The sequence below is a fragment of the Paenibacillus phytorum genome, assembly GCF_013141715.1.
GTDB lineage: Bacteria > Bacillota > Bacilli > Paenibacillales > NBRC-103111 > Paenibacillus_E > Paenibacillus_E phytorum.
Genome location: NZ_WHOA01000241.1, coordinates 508,189 through 531,421, shown reverse-complemented (window position 1 = coordinate 531,421; position 23,233 = coordinate 508,189). Strand labels below are relative to the sequence as shown.

The window sequence follows — 23,233 nt, the reverse complement described above, 5'->3', positions numbered from 1 at the left end:
ATAAATGATCGTTTCTTGATCATATTGTTCCAAATAATACTTAACCCGCTGCATGAACCGGCTGCAAATCAACCCGTCCACAATCCGGTGATCATAGGAAAGGCAAAGGTTGGCTATCGACCGGATCGCAATCATCTCCTGAATAACTACGGGCTTACGTACGATGGACTCAATTGTAAGTATGGCTGCCTGCGGATTATGAATGATTGGACAGGAAAGCAAGGATCCTACGGATCCGGTGTTACTAAATGTAAATGAACCCTCTATTAAATCGGATGGCAGCAAGGAACCACTTCGCGCCCTATTGACCAACTCATACAGCTCAATCGTGATTCCTGCTATGGATTTACGATCCGCATGATAAATCACAGGTGTTACGACGGTATCGTCGGCAATAGCAACAACTATCGATAGGTTAATATCTTTTTTGAGAAGAATGCTGCCCGAGTGCCAGGTTGAATTCAGCATGGGGAACTCCTTCAAGGCATTCACGATCGGTTTCAATATGAACGGGCTAAGCGACAGCTGGACGCCCTCTCTTCGCATAAAGTCGTTTTTCAACTCTTGCCGCAAGGCGACGAGGTTACTGACATCCACTTCGATCATCATCCAAGCATGGGGATTTTCAGAGTTCCTCTGCATACCCAGCCTCCTTCAGATTTCCGCTAATTGGCGCATGGCTTCTTTGACGATGTCCACATTCGGCAGGTAAAATTTCTCTAAAGTTGGCGCCATGCCAACAGGAGGAATATCGGGAGGGCAGCATCTCATAATAGGTGCATCCAATTCGTACAACAGGTGTTCCGCTATTAAAGCCGATATTTCTGCACCTATGCCACCTGTTTTATTATCTTCGTGTACGATCAATATTTTACCGGTTTTGGCTGCCGCCTCATAAATAGCAGACTTATCGAGTGGATGAAGCGTCCGCAAATCCAATATCTCTGTACTAATTCCATCTTGCTCCAGTTCGAAAGCCGCTTTAATCGCATAATGTACCGACAAACCGTAGGCAATCACTGTGATATCCGTCCCCTCGCGCCTTATGGCTGCTTTGCCAATTGGAACGGTGTAATCTTCTTCAGGTACTTCATCTGATATCGAAAGATAGCATTTCTTATGTTCGAAAAAAAGGACAGGATCCTCGTCCCGCACTGCCGCTTTCAGCAAACCTTTGGCATCATAGGCTGTAGATGGCGCAACAATCTTGAGTCCAGGAGTTCCGAAAAAGACCGATTCCGGACACTGTGAGTGATACAATCCGCCTCCACCTGTCGCCCCGTAAGGTGCGCGTATGACGATTGGACAATGCCAGTCATTATTCGAGCGATACCGAATTTTCGCTGCCTCGCTTATGATTTGATTAGCCGCCGGGAAAATAAAATCGGCAAACTGGATTTCCGCTATCGGCCTCATCCCGACCATAGCCGCTCCAATCGCAACACCCACAATGGCTGATTCAGAGAGAGGCGTGTCAAGGACTCTCAATTCACCGAACCGATCGCGCATGCCTTTCGTCGCATTCAAAACGCCGCCCTTCCCAATATCCTCTCCGAGCACAAAAACATGCTCATCGCGTTCCATTTCTTCTATCATTGCACGGCGAATGGCCTCCAAATACGTTAAGATTGGCATTTAAGTATCACCCCCATCTTCCGCATAAACATGCCGTAATACATCCTCGGGAGCTGGATAAGGGGCTTTTTCAGCATATTTCGTTGCTTCATTTACTTCTTTAATTACACTCTCATTCAGCACTTGTTCGATCTCTTCTGACATGACGCCGCATTCGATCAAATAACGACGAAAACGCTGCAAGCCGTCCTGCTCCTTATGGTACTCTACCTCTTCTTTCGTCCGGTACAGCATATCGTCATCCGCTGTGGAATGTGGCGGTATCCGATAAAGCATCGCTTCAATCAACGTCGGCCCGTACCCGCGAACGGCACGCTCCCTCGCTTCTTTGACCGCGCGATACACCTCCAGCGTGTCATTGCCGTCCACACGCTGCCCTGGGAAGCCATAGCCTGCGGCACGATCAACAACACGTCCGGCCACTTGTCTATGCGCAGGAATGGAAATGGCATACTGGTTATTTTCGCATAGGAAGATAACGGGCAGCTTGAATACACCGGCAAAATTGAACGCTTCGTGCACATCCCCTTGGTTGCTCGCCCCTTCGCCAAAGCTGACGAAAGCTACATGGTCTTCCTTCCTCATCATAGCCGTCAGTGCGATGCCGACAGCGTGTAGGGCCTGCGTGGCAACCGGACTTGATCCAGAAACAATATGATGCTTTTTATAGCCAAAATGCCCTGGCATTTGCCTGCCTCCGTTAATGTCTTCCGCTTTAAATAAAGCTGCCAGCATGAGTTCACGCACGGTCATACCCACCGTTAGGACAAAGGCATAGTCCCTGTAATAAGGCAGAAAATAGTCATGCTGCTTATTTAATGCGAACGCCGCTGCTACCTGGGTCGCTTCTTGACCGACACTAGAGATATGAAAGGCCGTTTTGCCTGACCGTTGAAGAAGTGTAGCTCGCTCGTCAAACTTCCTTGCTTTGAGCATGAAGGTATACATCTTCAGCACCTGTTCATCGGTTAAACCGAGCTGTTGATGTTTGGTAACTTGCTGAGAAGACATAGGAACCCCTCCTCTCTCCTGATGCTACATATTTCTGCGATATTGCCCGCCTACCTGATAAAGCGCGTGAGTAATTTGCCCCAAGCTTGCTGTCTTGACCGTTTCCATCAATTCGGCAAAAATGTTGCCGCCATCAAGCGCAATTTGCTGCAGTTTTGCTAAAGCCTCGGGTGATTCTGCTTGGTGCCTCGATAGAAATTCCCTGAGATTCGTAATTTGCTGTTCCTTTTCTTTCGACGTTGCGCGAGCTAGCGGGATATTCATGTCCTCATCTTTGGAAGGATTGGGATGAAGGAACGTATTCACGCCAATAATGGGCAGCTCGCCATGATGTTTTTTCATTTCATACAGCATCGATTCATTCTGGATTTTACCCCTTTGATACTGAGACTCCATTGCTCCGAGTACACCGCCCCTTTCACTAATTCGTTCTAACTCCTGCAGCACAGCCTCCTCAACCAAATCGGTCAATTCCTCGATGATAAATGAGCCCTGCAGCATGTTTTCGTTTTTAACAAAACCAAGCTCCTTCGTGATGATCAATTGAATAGCCATTGCTCGACGTACAGATTCCTCCGTTGGTGTTGTAATAGCCTCGTCATATGAATTTGTATGCAGCGAGTTGCAGTTATCAAGAAGGGCCATCAGTGCTTGCAGCGTGGTTCGGATATCATTAAAATCAATTTCCTGCGCATGCAGAGATCGCCCCGACGTTTGGATATGATATTTCAGCTTTTGGCTGCGTTCATTAGCGTTGTATTTGTTCTTCATAACCGTAGCCCAAATTCGGCGCGCCACTCGTCCAATCACCGTATATTCCGGATCAAGCCCATTGCTGAAAAAGAAAGACAGATTCGGAGCGAAATCATCAATCGGCATGCCTCTAGCCAAATAATACTCAACATAAGTAAATCCGTTAGCTAGTGTAAAAGCGAGCTGTGAAATCGGATTCGCCCCTGCCTCGGCAATGTGATAGCCCGAAATAGAAACCGAGTAATAATTACGTACTTCATGATCGATAAAATATTGCTGAATATCGCCCATCATCCGAAGTGCGAACTCTGTGGAAAAAATGCACGTATTCTGCCCCTGATCCTCCTTCAAAATGTCAGCCTGTACTGTCCCCCTCACCGATCTCAGCGTCTGCCCGCGAATCTGGTTCGCTTCCACTCCAGTTGGTCGTCTACCCTGCTCCCGGGAGAAGCGTTCGATCTGGAAATCGATCGCCGTGTTCATGTACATTGCGAGAAGTATCGGAGCAGGACCGTTAATCGTCATTGAAACCGAAGTCAACGGATCGCATAGATCGAACCCGGCATACAGCTTTTTCATGTCGTCTAGTGAACAGACACTAACCCCGCTCTCACCGATCTTGCCGTAAATATCCTGCCGCTCATCAGGATCCTCCCCATACAATGTGACGGAGTCGAAAGCCGTACTGAGACGCTTGGCTTGATCATTCTGCGACAAATAATGAAATCGTAGATTGGTGCGTTCCGGCGTCCCTTCGCCTGCAAACTGTCGTTTGGGATCCTCAGCTGTTCGTTTGAAAGGAAAAACTCCTGATGTAAAGGGAAATTCCCCCGGCACATTTTCACGGTACATCCAGCGAATGAGATCTCCTGCATCACGGTATTTGGGCAGGCTCACCTTCGGGATGTCCAACCCTGACAAGCTTGAAGTTGTTAGCTCTGTCACGCATTCTTTATCCCGTACTCGGGTAGTAAAGGTTTTGCCTGTGTATTTTCTTTGCAGCTCCGGCCACTGGGCAAGTAGATGTCGAGTTTCTTTTTGCATACGCGTCTCTAGATTCATCTTAAGTGTTTGCAGGACAGATATACTTTCGTCCGCTCCAATCTCCTGCTGTAGGGCTGAAATCGCCCCTTCAATTCGGTAGCAAGTAGTCGCCAGCTCGGCTTCCCTTTCTGCGTACGCATGATACGCCCGTACCGTATTCGCGATTTCTCCTAAATACTGTGTACGGTCAGCTGGTATGATGACATGTGTCTTGGGCGCATGACCAGATGAAAAGCCCTGAATAGGCCACTGCAAAGCACATTTTCGATTCAAGGTATCGATGAGTGCACGGAATAATGTATCCACGCCAGCATCGTTAAATTGACTAGCCATCGTTCCATAGACAGGCATGGATTCAAAATTCAAATCAAATAAACCATGATTTCTCTGAACTTGCTTCTTCACATCCCGAAGTGCATCCGCAGAGCCTCTGCGGTCGAATTTATTAATCGCGATTAGGTCTGCGTAATCAAGCATATCAATCTTCTCTAATTGCGAAGGCGCGCCGAATTCGCTTGTCATCACATAGAGCGAGACATCGGCTACTTCGGTGATCTGATGATCACCTTGACCAATTCCACTGGTTTCCACCAAAACGAGATCAAAGCTGGCCGCCTTCAAGATGGCAACTGCAGGAGCGATTGCAAGGGACAGCTCATTGCCCGATCCCCGTGTTGCCATACTCCGCATATACACGCGGTCGTTGTGAACAGCATTCATGCGGATGCGATCCCCAAGCAAAGCGCCGCCGCTTCGCTGCTTGGTTGGATCGACCGATAGGATGGCGATGGTTTTATCCGGGTACTGACGCAGGAAACGCTGGACTAATTCATCGGTTAGGGAGCTTTTCCCCGCTCCGCCAGTGCCTGTGATGCCAACAACCGGACATGTGGCCCCAATCGACTGTTTATTTAATGTCTCTATCTCCGATTTCAATTCCCTGCTTTCACAAACTAGTTCGGCAGCTGTAATGAAGCGGGCTATCGACCTATGATCATTGATTTGCCCTACTTCGCCTACTTCGTAACCTTGGGCATAGCCAGAAACCGTACTAAAATCACACTCCTTCATCATAAAGTTAATCATTCCTTGCAAGCCAAGCTCCCTTCCATCGTCAGGCGAAAATAGGCGAGTAACACCATAGTCATGAAGCATTTTGATTTCGGAAGAAAGGATCACGCCCCCTCCGCCGCCGAAGACTTTGATCTCGGACGCCCCTTTTTCCCGTAATAAATCAATCATATAAGTAAAGTACTCGACGTGCCCGCCTTGATAGGATGAAACGGCAATTCCCTGTACGTCCTCTTGAATAGCTGCTTGCACAATCTCCCTAACGGATCGGTTATGCCCTAGATGAATGACCTCCGCTCCACTGGCTTGAAGTATTCGCCGCATAATCGTAATGGACACATCGTGGCCGTCGAATAAAGCCGAAGCCGTTACGAATCTCACCTTATGCTTCGCACGATAGTTGGTTTCCGAACCCACAGTTGACACGGCTGCACCTCCCTCCTCAATCTGCCAGAAGGCTTCGAGAAATAATCTCTCGCTGGATTTCGTTCGTCCCTCCATAGATTTGCGCGATCTTAGCATCGCGCATATAACGTTCAACGGGAAAGGCTTTCGTATAGCCATATCCCCCGAAGATTTGAACAGCTTCCACAGTCACCTCCATGGCCGTGTCTCCAGCAAAAAGCTTGGCATAAGCAGATTCCTTGCCGTACGATAACCCCTGACTTTCTCGCCAAGCGGCTTGATACGTCAGCAATCTGGTCGCCTCGATTTTAGTTGCCATATTCGCCAGCTTAAAACCAATCGCCTGCTGCTGCGCAATCGGCTTACCAAACTGCTTGCGTTCTTTTGCATAGGCCAACGAGACATCCAGTGCTCCTTGGGCGATTCCTACCGCCTGAGCTGCAATTCCAATCCTGCCGCCGTCAAGAGTGCGCTTGGCGATTTTAAACCCTTCTCCTTCACTTCCGAGTAGGTTCTCTATAGGTATGCGGCAGTTGTCAAAGCATATCTCCGTCGTCGGCGATGAGCGAATGCCCAATTTTCTTTCCTTTTTGCCAAACGTAAATCCGGGTGTGTCTTTCTCTACGATAAATGCGCTGCAGCCTTTGTGCTTTTGCGAAGTGTCTGTCAAAGCGAACACGATATAAATTTCCGCAGCACCTGCATTGATAATGAATTTTTTGGAGCCGTTTAATATATAGTGATCTCCATCTCGTATGGCCGTTGTTCCCATGGAACTAGCATCGGAGCCTGAGGCAATCTCTGTAAGACCGTATGCCCCAAGCTTCTTCCCTTCTGCCATGGGACGTAGAAACCTTATCTTCTGCTCCTCCGTTCCAAAGGTATAAATGGGCCAGCCCGCAAGCGAAATATGTGCCGATAGAGTAATACCTGTAGAAGCGCACACACGAGATAGTTCCTCTACAACAAGACAATAGGTCAGATAATCGGAGCCAAGCCCACCGTAGTTCTCATCCCAAGGAATCCCTGTCAGACCAAGCTCACCCATTTTGTCAAATAAGGTCCGATCAAACCGTTCATCCTCATCTCGAAGGGCAGCACTAGGTTCCACCTCGTTTTCGGCGAAATCACGGACCATACTGCGAACCATTTCCAGTTCCTCCGACAAGCTAAAGTCCATGTCATAACGACCTCCTCTTGATGACTTAAGTGTACGCAAAGACCCCACCGACAACAGGAGATCAGTGAGGATGGTTCATAGGCCGCTACTCATTTTCATTCAAAATCGTTTTGGCAATTTTTCCATCTAATGCTTCATAATCGTAATAACGAATCGTATCATACAGCTCACTCCGGGTTTGCATATGGCTGAGAGAGCCCTTTTGAGTTCCTGTTTGACTGATTTCCTCAAAAACTCTTTCATAGGCCTTGGCAGCTACGCGAAGCGAAGTGACCGGATAAATGACCATATGAAATCCCCAGCTTTCAAATTGCTCCGCCGTATAATAAGGAGTTCTCCCGAATTCCGTCATATTGGCTAAAAGTGGACCCTCCACTTCTTTGCTGAAACGTTGAAAGTCCTCTTGACTTTCCAGCGCTTCTGGAAAAATCGCATCAGCTCCCGCAGCAAGATATTGCTGTGCTCTATGAATCGCTTCATCCATTCCCTCGACGCTCTTCGCATCCGTACGCGCAACGATAAATAACGTCGGACTCACGGCTTTGATCGTTCGAATTTTCTGAATCATCTCCTCAGCCGAAATGAGCTTCTTTCCATTCAAATGTCCGCATTTTTTCGGCATTTCCTGATCCTCTATTTGAACGGCTGCGACCTTCGCCTCCACCATTTCCTTAGCTGTTCGTGCTACGTTTAAAATACCGCCGAATCCGGTATCTATATCGACAAGTAGAGGAAGACCGGATGCACGAACCAGCTCTCGGGCACGTTCCGCCACCTCATTCGAGTAAATGAGGCCTAAATCAGGCAGTCCCCTGCTAGCTGTGTAAGCAGCTCCCGATAAATATATGGCCTTGAAATGAGCCTGCTTAGCTATTCTTGCAGCCATTCCGTCGTGGGTACCAGGGATTTTGACAATTGTGCCAGCATCAACAAGCTGACGAAATTCAGCGGCCAATCGTTGTTGATCCGGTTCTTCTTCAATCAGCCATGACATAAAGACCTCCTGCATCTCGCCGACTTTATTAACCAGTGGTCATATAATAAAAAGCGCCATAAACTCATGAACAGGCGTTTGAATCAACCGCTCATAATCAAGGGAGAGCTTCCGTATTTCTGTCGTCTTCTTACGAGGAAATCGAGTTAGTAAATTTGCTTCATACTTCTCAATAACCTTAGGTAAACCTTCCTCACGCCGCCTTCGATGCCCGATCGGATACTCGCAAACGACTTTCTCCGTTTTCGTGCCGTCTTTGAAATGAACTTGGACCGCGTTTGCGATCGAACGTTTATCAGGATCCAGGTAATCCTTGCTGTAATGCTCATCCTCGACAACGACCATTTTCTCCCTAAGCGCATCAATCCGAGGATCCTTAGCGACCATTTCCTCGTAATGCTCAGCGGTCAATGTTCCAAACAGCAGCCCAATCGCAACCATATATTGTAGACAATGATCCCGATCAGCAGGATTATGCAAAGGCCCCTTCTTATCAATAATCCGAATCGCAGATTGATGGGTAGTCAATGTGATATGTGCAATCTCATCCAGTCGCTTGTGTACCTTAGGGTACAGTTGCAAAGCACATTCGACGGCTGTTTGAGCATGAAATTCAGCAGGAAATGATATTTTAAATAAAATATTCTCCATCACATAGGAGCCTAATGAACGACCTAATGTGAGTTCTTTTCCTTGAAATAAAACATCTTGGAAGCCCCAATTTTTCGCAGAAAGTGCCGACGAATAGCCCATTTCGCCACCTACAGCCATCAAAGCTAACCGTACCCCACGACTTGTGGCATCACCGGCTGCCCATGATTTACGTGAACCTGTATTCGGTGCATGTCGGTACGTTCTTAAACTAGCCCCGTCAATCCATGCGTTAGAAAGCGCGCTGCACAGTTCTTCTCTGTTCGCCCCCAACATTGCCGCAGCAACGGCAGTCGAAGCTATTTTCACAAAATGAACATGATCCAGCCCTACACGGTTTAAGCTGTTCTCAAGAGCAAGCACTCCTTGAATCTCGTGCGCTTTAATCGTCATGGTGAGGACATCCTTCATAATGAGCGGCTTTTTCCCCTCAGCAACTCTATTGCGGCTAAGATAATCGGCGACGGCAAGAATACTGCCTAGATTATCCGATGGATGCCCCCATTCAGCAGCCAACCATGTATCGTTATAATCCAGCCAACGAATCATACAGCCAATATTAAAAGCCGCATGGACGGGGTCTAGCTCGTATCTCGTCCCCGGCACACGGGCACCCCCCGGTAAGTTCGCACCTGGTACAATTGGACCCAAATGCTTCGTACAATCCGGGAATCGCAAGGCGAGTAATCCAGTGCCAAGTGAATCCAATAAGACATGCTGTGCGATGCGATACGCTTCCTCACTTTCAATCCCTTTTGCCAATGTATAATCGGCAATCTCCTCGATTAAGGGGTCAAAGGTCATCTCCTTATTTTCCGGAAATCCAGAACTACTCATTCGTATTCGTCCTTTCTGCTTAAGTGACTCGGCTGTTGAAGAGGGTGTAGATCTCGAGGTCCCTTATAATGAACTCTTGGTCGAAAGAGTCGATTATTATCATGTTGTTCGATCACATGCGCGCTAATGCCGATCGTTCGGGCAGCAAGAAATACCGGTGTAAACAATTCAATTGGAATCCCTAGCAAAAAGTAAACAGGAGCTGCATAATAATCCAAATTCGGATGCAAATTCTTTTCTCGCTTCATGACTTCTTCGCCAAGCACACACATGTTATAGAGCTCTGATTGATTTTTGTCTACTGCTAGTTCAGCTAGTGCCTCTTTCATAAGCAGTGCGCGGGGATCCGCTTTTTTCATATAAACCCGATGTCCAAAGCCCATAATTCGTTCTTTCTTTGCTAACTTATTTAGCATGAGTGCTTCAAGATTTGCTTCCGACCCCGCTTCCAAAAGCATAGCCATGACCGCTTCATTCGCGCCACCGTGCAGAGTCCCTTTGAGTGAAGCAACCGCGCCAGTTAAGGCACCATAAAGGTCGGATTGTGTGGATGCAATTACACGCGCAGCAAACGTTGAATTCGGCATTTCATGCTCACTATAGACGATCAGAGATTGATCAAAGATTGCTTCTTCCATCTTGGTTGGGACGCGTCCTGTGATCATATATAAGAAATTAGCTGTATAGGATAACTCTTTGTTCGGGTCAATGAATGGTTGCTTCGTTTGCGCGCGATACCCGTTGGCAACAATTTCCGGCACATTCGCAAGCAATCGAATGGCTTTACGGGTATTGGCTTCTCTGGAACGATCCTCGAGATCTACGTCGTAACTTGCTATAGCTGAAATGCCTGTTCGCAGAACATCCATGAAGTCGGCTTGCTCGGGGAGTAGTTGTAGAATCGCGTTCACATTTGGAGGTAATCCATATTCCGATCTCAACTTCTCTTCGATCGAATGTCGTTCATCTGGATTAGGCAGCGCTCCGTCTAGAAGTAGTCCCACAATGTCCAGATAGGTTACGTTTTGGGCAAGCTCAATTAGGTCATACCCGCGAACAACAATTTCCTCCTTCTCCACATCCAGATACGAGATGTTCGTCTCGCTAGCAATGACATTTTCAAGTCCAGGAATATAGTCGTCACTCATTTTATCGCTCTCCCTTCCTCCGTTCGTTCTTTTATTCAGTCAGTCGGCAAGAAGCATTCGTGATATCACAATACGCTGAATCTCGTTCGTCCCTTCGTATATCTGGGTCACCTTCGCATCGCGCAAAAACCGCTCTACTGGGAAATCCTTGGTATAGCCGTCGTCTCCAAAAATTTGCACAGCCTCAATGCAGACCTGAACAGCGGTATCACTGGCGAAAAGCTTGGCAATAGCAGCTTGCTTTCCATATGTTAACCCCTTGCTTTCCCGCCAGGCGGCTTGATAGGTAAGCAGTCTTGCTGCTTCAATGTGAGTTGCCATATCAGCGATTTTAAAAGCTATCGTCTGCTGCCCACCAATCGGCTTATCCAATTGACTTCGTTCTTTTGCATAGGCGATTGAAGCATCTAGTGCGCCTTGCGCAATTCCAAGTGCTTGAGCAGCAATTCCGATGCGTCCGCCATCCAGACTTTTCATGGCAATTCGGAACCCTTCACCTTCCGGCCCTAGCAAATTCTCCACAGGAACACGGCAATTCTCAAACCTCAATTCCATTGTCGGCGATGAACGGATGCCTAGCTTCTTTTCTTTACTGCCAAAAATGAATCCAGCAGCTCCCTTTTCCACGATGAAGGCGCTGCACCCTTTTTGCCTTTGCTGCAAGTCCGTCATCGCAAAAACAATGTAAACCTCCGCCTCCCCTCCATTTGTGACAAATAGTTTGGATCCGTTAAGAACATAACAGTCCCCGTCCTTTATCGCAGTTGTCCTCATCGCCCCAGCATCGGAGCCGGAACCACTTTCCGTTAAACTATAGGCTCCTAGTTTCTTCCCCTCTGCTAAAGGCCGCAAAAATTTTTGTTTCTGTTCTTCTGTGCCATACTTGTAAATCGCCCAACTGACTAGAGAGGTATGAACGGAAAGCATAACTCCTGTGGAACCACATACCCTAGAAAGCTCTTCAATGACCATGGCATAGGTCAGAAAATCGGACGCAAGCCCACCGTACGCTATAGGCCACGGAATGCCGGTCAAACCAAGCTTCCCCATTTTATCGAACAAATTTCGATCAAATCTCTCTTCTTCATCCCGCTGTGCAGCCGTCGGCTCAACTTCGTTAATCGCAAAGTCACGCACCATGGTACGAATCAAATTCTGTTCATCCGTATAGGACACATGCATTCGACTGCCTCCTTCGACATGATGGACATTCCTTCATGTTTCTGCCGAGGATATTTTTGGTCGATGGATTGAAAATGGGACAAGCTGTAAACGCTTTCAGTTCTATGTTTTATATATACACCCTTTTACAAATGCTTATACCTTCGAGGCTGCATGATTTTAATTGACTCTTACTCCCGCTGAAAAAATTGAAAGAACCAGACCTTTGTGCAGGTTTGGCTCTTCCAATTTCATTGTTATTCCAGTATTTATACCGGTTCATTGACCAGCTGTTGATTTTTTTTGCCAAAAGATACGAAATAAAGCAATGTGCTTGCTATAACAACTAAGCATAATATCAGAATGAGATTGCCGTACAAGTAGGCGTGTGAGTCTGAAATTAGAGGATGAAGCGGAAAAGCAAGCAGCTCTTTCTCCATCACTTTGGCAACGAGTGCCGTCACGACCGCTCCGGAAATCGTTGAGGTCATATTGAAAAAGCCCATCCCGACGCCAATTTGTTGAACCGGCAAAATTTGCGTAATCGTTTCCGTTAATGCCGTCTGCATGAAAGAAAATCCGATGTACATCATGATGAGTGCTGTTCCAATGTACCATACCCAAAGTCCGATCGATGAAGATTGCAGTAAAAGACTAGCTGCGATTAATATCAATCCTAGATATACAACATAATGGCTTCCTCGCTTGACCGTCATATTGCCGGCCACTTTCCCAAATACGACCGCGCTAATGGCTCCTGGAAACATAATAAGTCCAATATGTTCAGTGTCCAGGCCGTATATTTTACTTAGCATCAGCGGTATGACGAACATGACCGACATCACGGTTCCAAAAATGAGAAAGCCGATGATGAGACCATTTCGGTAAAGAGAATTTGTGAAAAGTGCAGGTTCGACGAACGGCTCCTTCGCTCTGCGAATATGAACGATAAATAGCGTAAGAGCTACCAATACAATTCCCAAGTAGATCCAATTTCCTTCAGTCGTAAACAAAATCAGCGTTGATATGACTACACCCAACAGTACCGCTCCAACAACATCCAATTTACCTGCTTTGCGCGGTTCAACTGGTAGAAACTTTTGAAAAAAAGGAATAGCGATGACGACGGGTACCGAAACAAGAAACAAAAAGGCCCAGTGGAAAGATCCTGCAATATAACCGCCTAGTACCGGACCGATCCCAATAGCGAATGAAACGGTCGATGTAATGATACCAAACATTCTCCCCCGTTCTTTCACTGTGAAAAACCGGGCTACCATGACGAAAATCAAGGCTGGGATAGCTGACCCACCTGCTCCTTGTATGGCCCGGGATAAAATGACAGCAGGATACCACGATTGGCATACAAAACCCAATATTGAACCAAAAGCGTAAAGGGAAATCCCTATTGTAATCAATTTTTTGATGCTGTACATATCGGAAAGCTTACCGAATATAACCATTCCCATACCGAAGACGATAAAAAAGATCGTAACTACCCAACTTACACCGGAAGCATCCAAGCCGAATTGCTTGGCAATACTTGGGGTGGATACGTTGAATACGGATTCATTCAAAACGGCAAAAAAGATGACATAATAGATCCAAAGGACACTTTTCTTTATTTCTGAATTGCCCTCTTCAGATTTGGTTTGACTCTCAACGACATTCATTTTGACTGGCTTCCTTCCTCTTTACGAATTTTTAAGTTCATTTCATTGATCTTACTATTCATTTACCCCTCGATTCACCCCATTTTTTACCAACTTCGTTTCTTCTCCCAGTGTACCAAACGCACGTTCTCATGTATAGTAGTTTACACAACAAAAATTTTTGTATAACATACAAAGCTTCGACTAAAGAAAAACTGCCCCTCTCTGTCGCCAGAGAGTAAGCAGTCAATAAAATGGCCCTAATTAGTTTACATCCACACTCACAGTAGCATGAGTAGCCTCGCTATAAATGGTAATCTTATGAGTGCTGTCGTTCAGTGGCTTGGCAGTCAGTCTAACCTCAAAGCGGGCGTTCCCATTTTCATCAAATAAATCAGTTGTTCCTAGCGAAGTACCCGCCTTTACAATCTCAAGGTTTGGATTTTCAGGCGATACAACTGGTGTCAAGCTCTTTGAAGTGACCTCATTTTGATCAAACTGTCTTTTGATGATCGGGTTCCCATACTGGTCAAACAAATTCAATGAAATGGAAGCTTTATCGCCCACATTAATCAATCTTGTTTTCATATTCGAATAGGTTATTTTGTTCGGTTCAATGAAGCTGAGAACAGGTGCATTGCCTACTTTGAAGCTTCGAGCTGCAGTAAGTTTGCTATTATTCACATAAACGGTTACTGGTAAATAATCATTCATTTGGGAAGTATTCGCATCTTTGACGTTAGCAATAATGACGAGGTTGCCCCACTCATCCCTTTTAAAATCTGCTGGAACTGAACCAGCAACAATGGCCGTGAATCCTGACGTTCCAAGGGATGCCGTCTCTCCGTACTGATTCAAGGCTTTCACTCTAATCGTTGCAGCGGAGCTGTTCGCAATGGTTTCTTCTGGATTGACGAAGTTGATTTCGGTCACCTGCTCCGCTTGTGCTCTGAAATAGACTTCATTTCGTGATACAGTTGATGCGTCTAACCCAGAAATAGCAGCTGTATACTCTCCTTCACTGATCGGTGAAGATGTGAGTAAAGTAGCCCACTTGCCATCATCAGACCAAGTCACAGTTACCGGAACATTCAATGTTCCTTTGCTTAATGTAAGGTTAGCTTTTGTCTTGTCTACCGTTTGATTAAACCAAACTTTCACTTTATTTGCTCCAATAGCCTGTGCGCTAACTATCGCGATTTTACCTGGTATATATTGTTGTTTTGCTTCATAAGCGCCTGTTACCAGGAGTTCGCGGGTAGCAGGCATTTGACCTTCGAAAGCACCTATTGTTTCTGGGAGAAGCTTCAAGTTCAATGCAAGAGCTACGTACCCTTTGGCCCAATTAGAGACGGATCCATCTGTTAGTGTTTTATTACCTGCCTCTGCATCCTTACCTAAAATTCGAATCAAGAAAGTAGCTAACTCCTCCTTCGTCACTTGTCCAGCTGGGTTGTAAGCACCATCGCTAACTCCATTTGTAATTCCAGCTGTTTTCAAAGCTTCAATATACGGTAATGCGTAGCCATTAGCTTGATTATATGTACTTACATCTGTAAAAGAGGAAACTCTTAAACTAGCATTAATCGGAAGATCCAAGATCATCGCCGCAACTTTAGCGAACTGTGCACGGTTCATTTGACTCTTTAATCCGAAAGTCGTTTCGGTCATCCCATCAAAAATACCCGCGCTAATCATCGCATCGAGTTTGACTTTAGTAGCGGCGTCCAGTTGGTTCAAATCTGAGAAGTCAGCTGACGTTTTGCCGAATGCAACAGATGAGAACACGGATAAAGCCATTGCGGATGTTAGTACGAAAGATAGTTGTTTTTTCATAACGTTTCATCCTCCTAAGTCTGGGTTTTGTGTTGATAGGAATTTATACCCAGCTGTTTTGAGATCGAAACGAAATGTTTTGAAATATTTTACAATTACCGTCTTGCTTGATACTTGGATAGATTCCAGGAAGGCCATGAATAGTCTCCGGAATCAGCTTTAACGCGATCTATGGTTGCTTGTATCGACACCAACTCAGGGTGCTTGGCTTGCAGTTCCTTGAGTGGCGGGACCACGTCGGTTGAGAGTCTCCCCAGATACTCAAGGTCGATGATTCCCGTTCTTTCGTACCGCTCCATGTTGTTGATGACGATTCGTTGTTCAATATTCATATAATTCATCACCAGATAGGCCAGGATTGCCGTTGTGATAACAGCTTTTGACAAGGACATCCGCTCCATCCAGATTCGGAACAAAGCAATGATAAACAGAACGCCTAAGAAAATCATGAAACCATGAACAAGTAATCTCGTTTGCGTGAAGCCATACGCCTCTTCATACAACGAAAGCCTTCCATAAGCGGAAATGAGCATCACGATCGTGCATCCGACGAGCATCGTCAGCAGCCATTTTCGAATGGTTTCACCAACGTGACTACTGCGGCGGATCCAGTGCAAACCTGGAAAAAGCAGCGAAATATTGATGATAGCGACGGCAACAAGCTCAGCAAACCCTCTTCGCGCGTACTCCGCATAGAGAACACCATTTGGTAAAAACCCATTCGCTGCTCCGAATAAATAGGAGAACTGAATGATAGCAAACAGCACGTAGACGACATTGACACACACCAGCAAAGTACCGGCTGTTATTGGATCAATCAGAAACTTTTTGCTCACAGCGGCTGATTCCTCACTAAACTCTTGAGGCGTTTGGCTGACTTCGATGACTTTTGGAAAAAGAATTCCCCATAAATAGCAGAACGTGTATAGGGTTATTGCAATCCCCATGCCGGTTCGTACAATCCCCTCAGCAATAGATATTCCGTTGAACCAATGCGGGATTTCGGCCATCCAAGATTGAAAAACTCGATCCGCGGAAGATAACAATCCAATAACGATGAATAATATGGGGGCTGCCAACAAGAGACCTGCACCCACTTTCCCCATCTTTCCCCAAGTAGACTCTTTTTCGGTCTTTCTACTCGGCAGCCAAGCTTTGATCATCCCAAAAGGTACAGACAAGTAAGCTAGCGGCCTGCCAAAGCAATGTCTCAGCAGATCCTGCAGGAATGTAGCGTGATACCATGCATGCTTACTATTGCGTGATAAGACAATCGTCTGCATCGCAATGCATATGGGTAAGGCAAGCAAATTAAGCGTATGGAACAGAATGTTAGCAAACAATGTATACGTCATAGCGAGTAATACAACTGGAGCCAGAAGGAACCAACCCGCTTTATTTTGTCCTTCCCACGGCTCAAAACCGCCTAATCTTCCTTTTATGGCGTAAAAGTAAAGGCTGTAAAAGCCAGCCACACTAATGAGAACAGAGATGCCGGCGGCATGGTCAATAAACATGTATTGAACCATGAAACCAAATAAACATGCGTACATAAGCATTAAACCGTATTTTCTTTGCCATGGAGCAGGATCTCTCATTGGACTTTTTCTCCTTTGTTTTACAAATGGTAAGGCAGCAAAAGCATTTGTTATTTCCTGCCCTTTATTGTAACCTGTAAAACAAGAACAAAAAGTGTAAGTTTAATTTTCATAATTTCATATTTTATTCCGGAGGTTAAAGGGTGAAAATACGCAAGCATTATTTAACACTTCGACGCTCATTCCCCCAGGTCCATGAAGAACATCCACTCGAAATAACGCTACAGGAGCTAGCGTTACATTTGGACTGTACGCACCGCAATATGGTGCTGCTTCTCAAGCGAATGCAACAGGAGCAGTGGCTCACTTGGCTGCCAAAGAAAGGCCGAGGCAATCGCTCAACTCTTATTTTCCATGCGCGCAAAGAAGATATGCTTCTGGAGGAAGCTAAGGAATTGGTCGCGAAACAGGATTTGCATTCTGCACTTGAACTGCTGCAAGCAGCTGAACATGCTTCTTCCCTACGGGAACAATTCCAAGTTTGGTTGTCAGGGCAATTCGGCTTTCGGTCTGAAGTGCAAGGCCAGCGGCGAACGGATATTTTGAGATTCCCACTTACGCAAACGATTCACGCCTTAGACCCTGCAGCCATCCATTATGCCGGGGAATCCCATCTGGTGAACCAGCTCTTCGATGGACTCGTTCGGATGGATGCCAAAGGAGATCAGATCCTGCCGCATCTTGCACATGCGTGGGATGTAGATGCTTCTCGCACCTTATGGACCTTCTATCTTCGGAAAGGTGTGCAGTTTCATCATGGCCACGAAATGCTGGCGAGTGATGTGAAATATTCACTTGAACGGCTTGGGCGCTTAGCGCCGCGTGGTCTGTATAGCTGGGCTTATGCGGGCATCATTGACATTACAACACCAAATGAAACAACAGTTTGCATTCAACTGTCTGAACGCAATGAATTATTTCTCGGATTCTTAACTACCAATCGCGCTTCTATCGTACCAGCAGATGTCTGTGAAGCAGCGGGCGGACTGATGGATAAGTCGCCCATTGGCACAGGACCATTCCGACTAATTGGACATGAGCAAGGGATATGGATCTTGGAGGCATTCCCTGCTTATTTTCAGGGACGTGGGTTCTTGGATCGGGTCGAAGTGTGGACATTGCCGGAGAATGAACAGACGGAATTATCAGCTCAAAGACAGCCTTTCCAAGTCATGCACAATGTGCGAATTTCAGACATGGAAGCGCAGCGTTGGCAGCAAGTACGGCAATCTGGCATGACGACGAAATTCATGACGGTGAATGAATTGAAAGATGGACCGTTAAAGAATCCATTGATTCGCGAGGCACTTAACTTAGCATTGGATCAACCCTATTTGCTGGAACAGCTCTCTGGTGATGTCATTGAAGCGGCAAGCAGTTTCTTCTTACTGCCAGAACAAGATACGGATCGTTCCAATCATGTAATTAGCACGACGGGAAAGCCCATTGAAGTCGAGAAGCTGCTAGCAGCTTCCGGCTACCAGGGTGACGTACTGAAGCTGGCGACCATCCCGCAATATGAGCAGGATGCGCTCCTCTTGCAGAAAATGTACGCAATGTCCGGAATCACTCTGGAAATCCTGTTCATTCCAGCTGAAGAATTCAAGGGCGAGCTGCGCATGACGGCAGATCTGTTGCTCTTTGCCGTCATGCTAGACGAGCATCGCGAGCTGAGGCTCTACGATATGTACAAGAGCATGCGGCAGCATGCTGCGCCTGAAGTGCAGACCATGCTCGATGACAGCTTACAATTGCTGCGTTCCGAGTCCGACCCGAAACGCAGAATGGCGCTGCTCGAGCAGTTGGAATCCCAGCTCAAGCAGCGCCACAGCCTGCTATTTCTATATCGAAAACATCTCAAAACCGCTTACCATCCATCGATTCGCGGCATCTCCCTCGACTCGCTTGGTTGGGTGCGATTTCGCGACATTTGGTTCACCTAGAACCAACCTTGAAGTAAATTACTCGCTCTTCAGCGTTACACCAGCGGGTAGTATGCGAACAATGTGCTCGCGAAGCACCACGTTATCGTGCAGTTCATCATTGAAGATGGCAATAATTCCACTATCTTCGCGAGTACGAATCAAGCGCCCAATCCCCTGTCTGAGCCTTAACAGCATGTAAGGAATATCAACCTCTTCGTACGGCGAGGTTGAAGCTTGACGCTTCGCATTGAATACGGGATCTTGTGGAGGAAACGGCAGCGACCAGACTATGACATTAGACAACGAAGGACCCGGTATATCGAGTCCTTCCCATAGGGTGACAGCAGACAACACGCTGTGCTCATCCCCCTGGAAAGAGGCAATCAAATGGCTGATTTCTTGATCTCCCTCAAACAAGAACGTCAGTTCTGAAGAATCCGAACGACCTTTGATTTCTCGCTTAAACCGCTGCAGCTCTTCGTGGGTTGGGAACAGAATAAGCGCTCTTCCTTCTGTTCTTTTTAACAACTGAACCGCGGATTCCATCTTTTCTTGAAACGTACCGCCAGACTCCCATTTGGGTGCGATGACTTCCATCCGCTCTGCATAATCAAAAGGAGAATCTACAGAGAATGATAGATACTTATCGAGGCCCAAACTATTAGCCACATAATCGAATGAACCCTCAACCGACAGCGTAGCCGATGAGAAAACGATTGGCATTTTGGATGAAAACACGTGTTCTTTCAGCACTTCTTTCACGGTTCTTGGCATAATTACTAGGCTGAGACCTGTTATGCTTTCAGTGGCCCAACAAATGAAGGTTTGATCATTGCGGAACAAAGCCAGTGCTTTCTGCATCATTTCCAAATGTTCTTCCACGATCTTAAGCTGGTAGTCGTTTAATGTGAACATTTCACCTTCAAAGACAAGCTCCTCTTCAATCTCCGATAAAATATCACTTAACCGGTGGATTTCTCGCAGCAATCGGTCATTGATGACAATCTGCTTACGATCCGATCCAACAATAGGTTGACAGCAGCTTTCAAGCACTTCGAACATGAGCTCGCTTTGCTCAATGGCCTGATCAATACAGACGGCTAACGTCTCGCGTACTTCCCCTTTTAACAAACGGATCACTAATTCCTCGAACACCATATGCTTCAGCTTGTACGTTAGTGCTTTCTGAGCAGCCGATTCCATCAGATGACCTTCATCGAAAACAACCGTACAATGATCCGGCAGTAAAGGAAGCTGACCTTCACGCTTTCTTCCGTCGTACGTCCATACATGTTCCATGTAGAAATCATGCGAGCAGATAATCAGATCCGCCGAACGTCGATACGCTTCACGAGATAACGTTTGGCCGCAGCGATGGCGCTTATCACAGACGAAACAATCCTGATAGGCATCCCAACTTACCTTGTGCCACTGTTCATCATTCAGGTGCGGGTAGTTTTTACGGTCCCCATAAGCATGGAAGGTTTGCATCGCTTCACGTGTATGAACGAAGTCAGGAAGTCCTTCATGCAGCTCTCTATATATGCCGGTATCCTCGTGTCCGAATCGCGCCTCATCAAGCTTGACGAGACATACGTATTGGTCAGGCGATTTGGCAAGCCGCGCATCAATCACGAGGTCCAAGTGACGCGATATTTTATCAATATCACCACCTGGCTTGACCAATTGTTCAATCAAAGATTCATCCGCACAAGCGATGATAGCCGGTTTTTTCATGAAACGCGAGTAGCATATCGCATACAATAAATAGACAAGCGTTTTCCCCGTACCCACCCCTGCTTCCGCAAAAATGGTCGATTTCTCAGCAAAAGCTCGTTCTAACTGGAACGCCATGTAAATCTGTTCGTCACGCACCTCGAAACCCGCTTCAGGTAGAACTTCATAAAATATATCCGCAATCCAGTCAGAAACCTGCTGCATGAATGGCTGCGCGTGATCATATGCAAATGGATAACGTCCCACGTAATGTGCCCCCAACAAATAGAATCGAATCAAACTTATATTATCCCACGAATGCTGATTAAAAGCAAAGAATCGCTAGAAATAGAAACATAAGAAAAAAGCTCATTCCCCAGCACACACGCCGTTAGAATGAGCTCTCCTATTTTACATACTAAAACGTTCGCGATATCCGCATTTGCGGCATAATTCCTCGACAACTTCACGTCTGGAAAAGCCCTCGAACAATCGGTTCGCCCGTTCACCCTCTACGATTTCGGAGAAAGGCGTTTGGTTGATATTGCCCAGATTAATGACCCCTTCCCCATCTAGACAACAAGGAATCACAGTGCCATCAACAAGAATACCTGCTTGATTCCGCAGTGCGTGACAGAAGCCCGGCCCTTCAATTTCTTCCGCCTTCAAATCCGGCCATTGGAACTCATGATCCTGATTCAGATAGACGCGATCGGCCAACTTAACACCAGTACCGCGAACGAATTTCTCATCGATTTTGTAATCAAGTTCGAACTCTTTCTCGAGCAATTCCAGCACTTCACGGTTTCGCTGTCGTTCTTGATTCGTCTGATTGTCCGTATCTAGATTCCATAAACGGAATGAGATAATCACATTGGACTTGGCAACGATTTCCTTAGCAAATCGCAGGATACTCGTGACATATCCTTCTTTATCCTCAGATCCTTCGTGGCCATCAAAGCTGTGCAAGGAGAAATTCATTTGCCGCAGCGCCGGTTTATCCAGCAGCTTGTGTCTATTTTTGTTAATCAGTGTACCGTTAGTTGTGATATTGACCTTGAAGCCTTTCTCATGGCTCAAATCCAGCAGCTCGTCAATCTTCGGATGCAGTAAAGGTTCCCCTTTGACATGCAAATAAATGTGATCCGTGTGCGGCTTGATCTGATCTAATATATTGTTAAAAGTATCGATTTTGATAAAATTAGCTTGGCGCTTCGTTTGTGGGCAGAAGGTGCAGGCCAAGTTACAAACACTTGTAATTTCGATATAAAATTTCTTGAACTTCTTCATTACTATGGCTCCATTTCTAGCTGCGCTCCTATGATATTTGTAATTATACCAAGCAAGCTCTATGAAGGAAAGGAAATCGAACAATTAGAAAAACCATTTGACCATCCATCCAATAAAATGAGCAGACGGAATAAGGAAAACTTGCGCTAGCAGCGTTCCCAGAAATCGAGATGTCATGAGCAGTGCATAGATCTTACCTAGCTGTCTACGTTGCGATTCGTCATGCAGTGCTTTGTCCGTGATAAGACCTAACTGCGGATCTATGAATATGGTAAGCAAAATAGTAGCAATCCCGTTAATAAGTCCAGATGCTTGCGACGCTGTCGTTGCAAATTCAGGTAATAAATGCGCGGCATATAAGGAAGAAAGTACACCAACCGAATAGAAAGCTGTCACCATAATATTAATCAAAAGGAATCGCTTTGGAATCCCCAAATAACGGAATTGGCTCAACAGCTTGACGTTCGGCTTCTTCAAATATTTTTTCGTGTTCTTCAACTGCGTCACCGTTACACTCGTTATGAGTTTCGGAATCGATCCTGCAATTTCCAACCGGGAAATGACTCGAACGCTAAGATTGATAAAAGATGGGAATAAAGCAATCGCAATCAGTGTCCCAATCGATGAAGCGAATAAACTGATTCGCAGATATCGTTCCAAATCGAAGGTCGGTTCGAACTTAGCAAAATCAACGAAGTGTGCAGTCATTGGCGCCTGAATTAAATTCGCTGTGCGCGAAACAAGGACGACAATACCGACTAAAGAGAGTGCCACTGCCAGCTTGTTTACTTGTACCCCAGCGAACCGAATTGAGTATGATAACGTTTCTGCTGTATGGATAATCATCGTCAGAATGAAGACCAGTATTAGCGTGTTAGTCATCGTATGGACTTTTCCTCAGAAAGAGCTAGTAATCCGCGGATAGCCTCTTCCCAATGTGCTTTCATCTCATCTCTTTGCTCCGCACTGTCCAGCTTCTCTTGATGGAAGCTAATCGTTGTTTTCCCTGAACTAGCGGCAGGCAGCAGACGAATTTGAAGTGTTGACGTATTGGTAAAGTCTGCAGGCTGCCAAGTCAATCGAAGTTGCTCCAATGGCTTCACCACGCGAAATTCCCCCGTCGTTCCTTCTTGCGTCACAAACTTATGATCTTTAACAATCTCAACCGAGTCTGCATCACCTAACCAAAGTTTTCTCCCTTGTGTTGAAGTCAGCAGTTCCCAAGCTTCTTCTTGAAAAAAGGGAAGTGTACGTCTAACACCAATTTGAAAGCCTACCGAAGCGGTCAGACCAACTTGTTTGTTGGTATTCATCTCTTCTTTCCTC

The 23,233-nt window shown here is 46.2% G+C and carries 17 protein-coding genes; 1 reads left to right on the top strand and 16 read right to left on the bottom strand.

The genetic code is table 11. The features are described 5' to 3' along the window. The 12 genes from GC098_RS35695 to GC098_RS35640 all read right to left on the bottom strand — a co-directional run. Nucleotides 1-642, bottom strand: a 642-nt coding sequence (locus tag GC098_RS35695) for a 2-oxo acid dehydrogenase subunit E2 (RefSeq protein WP_171649050.1), incomplete at its 3' end; no start/stop codon positions are given. A gap of 12 nt (nucleotides 643-654) precedes the next feature. Then, nucleotides 655-1,635: an alpha-ketoacid dehydrogenase subunit beta gene (locus tag GC098_RS35690; RefSeq protein WP_171649048.1), complete on the bottom strand. Its 981-nt coding sequence runs from the start codon at nucleotides 1,633-1,635 to the stop codon at nucleotides 655-657. Beyond that, complete coding sequence (locus tag GC098_RS35685) at nucleotides 1,636-2,646, bottom strand: thiamine pyrophosphate-dependent dehydrogenase E1 component subunit alpha (protein ID WP_171649046.1); 1,011 nt, start codon at nucleotides 2,644-2,646, stop codon at nucleotides 1,636-1,638. It lies immediately after the preceding gene. A gap of 24 nt (nucleotides 2,647-2,670) precedes the next feature. Next, on the bottom strand, nucleotides 2,671-5,931 hold the full coding sequence (icmF, locus tag GC098_RS35680) for a fused isobutyryl-CoA mutase/GTPase IcmF (protein WP_312880548.1): 3,261 nt from the start codon (nucleotides 5,929-5,931) through the stop codon (nucleotides 2,671-2,673). A 25-nt stretch (nucleotides 5,932-5,956) separates the two neighbouring features. Beyond that, the gene (locus GC098_RS35675) at nucleotides 5,957-7,099 is read right to left on the bottom strand and encodes an acyl-CoA dehydrogenase (protein ID WP_171649042.1); all 1,143 of its coding nucleotides are present in this window, start codon (nucleotides 7,097-7,099) and stop codon (nucleotides 5,957-5,959) included. Between the two features lie 85 nt (nucleotides 7,100-7,184). After that, nucleotides 7,185-8,093 carry a methylisocitrate lyase gene (gene prpB, locus GC098_RS35670; RefSeq protein ID WP_171649040.1) on the bottom strand — a complete coding sequence of 303 codons (909 nt, stop codon included), beginning with the start codon at nucleotides 8,091-8,093 and terminating at the stop codon, nucleotides 7,185-7,187. 39 nt (nucleotides 8,094-8,132) lie between these two features. Further along, nucleotides 8,133-9,581 (bottom strand): bifunctional 2-methylcitrate dehydratase/aconitate hydratase, encoded by a 1,449-nt coding sequence (locus GC098_RS35665; RefSeq protein ID WP_246359133.1) that lies wholly within the window; start codon nucleotides 9,579-9,581, stop codon nucleotides 8,133-8,135. Next, nucleotides 9,578-10,729, bottom strand: coding sequence for a citrate synthase (gene mmgD / locus GC098_RS35660; RefSeq protein ID WP_171649038.1), 1,152 nt, complete (start codon nucleotides 10,727-10,729; stop codon nucleotides 9,578-9,580). Before mmgD ends, GC098_RS35665 begins: the two co-directional genes overlap by 4 nt. A 39-nt stretch (nucleotides 10,730-10,768) precedes the next feature. Then, nucleotides 10,769-11,911 carry an acyl-CoA dehydrogenase gene (locus GC098_RS35655; protein ID WP_171649036.1) on the bottom strand — a complete coding sequence of 381 codons (1,143 nt, stop codon included), beginning with the start codon at nucleotides 11,909-11,911 and terminating at the stop codon, nucleotides 10,769-10,771. 248 nt (nucleotides 11,912-12,159) lie between these two features. Then, on the bottom strand, nucleotides 12,160-13,563 hold the full coding sequence (locus tag GC098_RS35650) for an MFS transporter (protein WP_171649033.1): 1,404 nt from the start codon (nucleotides 13,561-13,563) through the stop codon (nucleotides 12,160-12,162). Between the two features lie 243 nt (nucleotides 13,564-13,806). Then, complete coding sequence (locus GC098_RS35645) at nucleotides 13,807-15,378, bottom strand: S-layer homology domain-containing protein (protein WP_171649031.1); 1,572 nt, start codon at nucleotides 15,376-15,378, stop codon at nucleotides 13,807-13,809. A gap of 95 nt (nucleotides 15,379-15,473) precedes the next feature. Next, on the bottom strand, nucleotides 15,474-16,976 hold the full coding sequence (locus tag GC098_RS35640) for a DUF4153 domain-containing protein (protein ID WP_171649029.1): 1,503 nt from the start codon (nucleotides 16,974-16,976) through the stop codon (nucleotides 15,474-15,476). Between the two features lie 143 nt (nucleotides 16,977-17,119). Between GC098_RS35640 and GC098_RS35635 the strand changes: the two genes are divergently transcribed. Then, entirely contained in the window at nucleotides 17,120-18,919 is a 1,800-nt protein-coding gene (locus tag GC098_RS35635) for an ABC transporter substrate-binding protein (RefSeq protein ID WP_171649027.1), read from the top strand. Between the two features lie 18 nt (nucleotides 18,920-18,937). Here GC098_RS35635 and GC098_RS35630 read toward each other — a convergent pair whose 3' ends face one another. The 4 genes from GC098_RS35630 to GC098_RS35615 form a co-directional block, all read right to left on the bottom strand. After that, nucleotides 18,938-20,884, bottom strand: coding sequence for an ATP-dependent DNA helicase (locus tag GC098_RS35630; RefSeq protein ID WP_171649025.1), 1,947 nt, complete (start codon nucleotides 20,882-20,884; stop codon nucleotides 18,938-18,940). A gap of 144 nt (nucleotides 20,885-21,028) precedes the next feature. Further along, nucleotides 21,029-21,907 carry a radical SAM/SPASM domain-containing protein gene (locus GC098_RS35625; protein WP_171649023.1) on the bottom strand — a complete coding sequence of 293 codons (879 nt, stop codon included), beginning with the start codon at nucleotides 21,905-21,907 and terminating at the stop codon, nucleotides 21,029-21,031. A gap of 84 nt (nucleotides 21,908-21,991) precedes the next feature. Further along, nucleotides 21,992-22,789, bottom strand: a complete 798-nt coding sequence (locus GC098_RS35620; protein WP_171649021.1) for a lipid II flippase Amj family protein — start codon at nucleotides 22,787-22,789, stop codon at nucleotides 21,992-21,994. Next, on the bottom strand, nucleotides 22,786-23,220 hold the full coding sequence (locus GC098_RS35615; protein WP_171649019.1) for an SRPBCC domain-containing protein: 435 nt from the start codon (nucleotides 23,218-23,220) through the stop codon (nucleotides 22,786-22,788). The genes GC098_RS35620 and GC098_RS35615 overlap by 4 nt, the downstream gene beginning before the upstream one ends. Nucleotides 23,221-23,233 lie beyond the last annotated feature (13 nt).

What these genes read in the sequence shown, in the direction of transcription:
- GC098_RS35690 (WP_171649048.1), bottom strand. Translation starts at nt 1,635, where the DNA reads ATGCCAATCTTAACGTATTTGGAGGCCATTCGCCGTGCAATGATAGAA.
- GC098_RS35685 (WP_171649046.1), bottom strand. Translation starts at nt 2,646, where the DNA reads ATGTCTTCTCAGCAAGTTACCAAACATCAACAGCTCGGTTTAACCGAT.
- GC098_RS35675 (WP_171649042.1), bottom strand. Translation starts at nt 7,099, where the DNA reads ATGGACTTTAGCTTGTCGGAGGAACTGGAAATGGTTCGCAGTATGGTC.
- prpB (WP_171649040.1), bottom strand. Translation starts at nt 8,093, where the DNA reads ATGTCATGGCTGATTGAAGAAGAACCGGATCAACAACGATTGGCCGCT.
- GC098_RS35665 (WP_246359133.1), bottom strand. Translation starts at nt 9,581, where the DNA reads ATGAGTAGTTCTGGATTTCCGGAAAATAAGGAGATGACCTTTGACCCC.
- mmgD (WP_171649038.1), bottom strand. Translation starts at nt 10,729, where the DNA reads ATGAGTGACGACTATATTCCTGGACTTGAAAATGTCATTGCTAGCGAG.
- GC098_RS35655 (WP_171649036.1), bottom strand. Translation starts at nt 11,911, where the DNA reads ATGCATGTGTCCTATACGGATGAACAGAATTTGATTCGTACCATGGTG.
- GC098_RS35650 (WP_171649033.1), bottom strand. Translation starts at nt 13,563, where the DNA reads ATGAATGTCGTTGAGAGTCAAACCAAATCTGAAGAGGGCAATTCAGAA.
- GC098_RS35645 (WP_171649031.1), bottom strand. Translation starts at nt 15,378, where the DNA reads ATGAAAAAACAACTATCTTTCGTACTAACATCCGCAATGGCTTTATCC.
- GC098_RS35640 (WP_171649029.1), bottom strand. Translation starts at nt 16,976, where the DNA reads ATGAGAGATCCTGCTCCATGGCAAAGAAAATACGGTTTAATGCTTATG.
- GC098_RS35625 (WP_171649023.1), bottom strand. Translation starts at nt 21,907, where the DNA reads ATGAAGAAGTTCAAGAAATTTTATATCGAAATTACAAGTGTTTGTAAC.
- GC098_RS35620 (WP_171649021.1), bottom strand. Translation starts at nt 22,789, where the DNA reads ATGACTAACACGCTAATACTGGTCTTCATTCTGACGATGATTATCCAT.
- GC098_RS35615 (WP_171649019.1), bottom strand. Translation starts at nt 23,220, where the DNA reads ATGAATACCAACAAACAAGTTGGTCTGACCGCTTCGGTAGGCTTTCAA.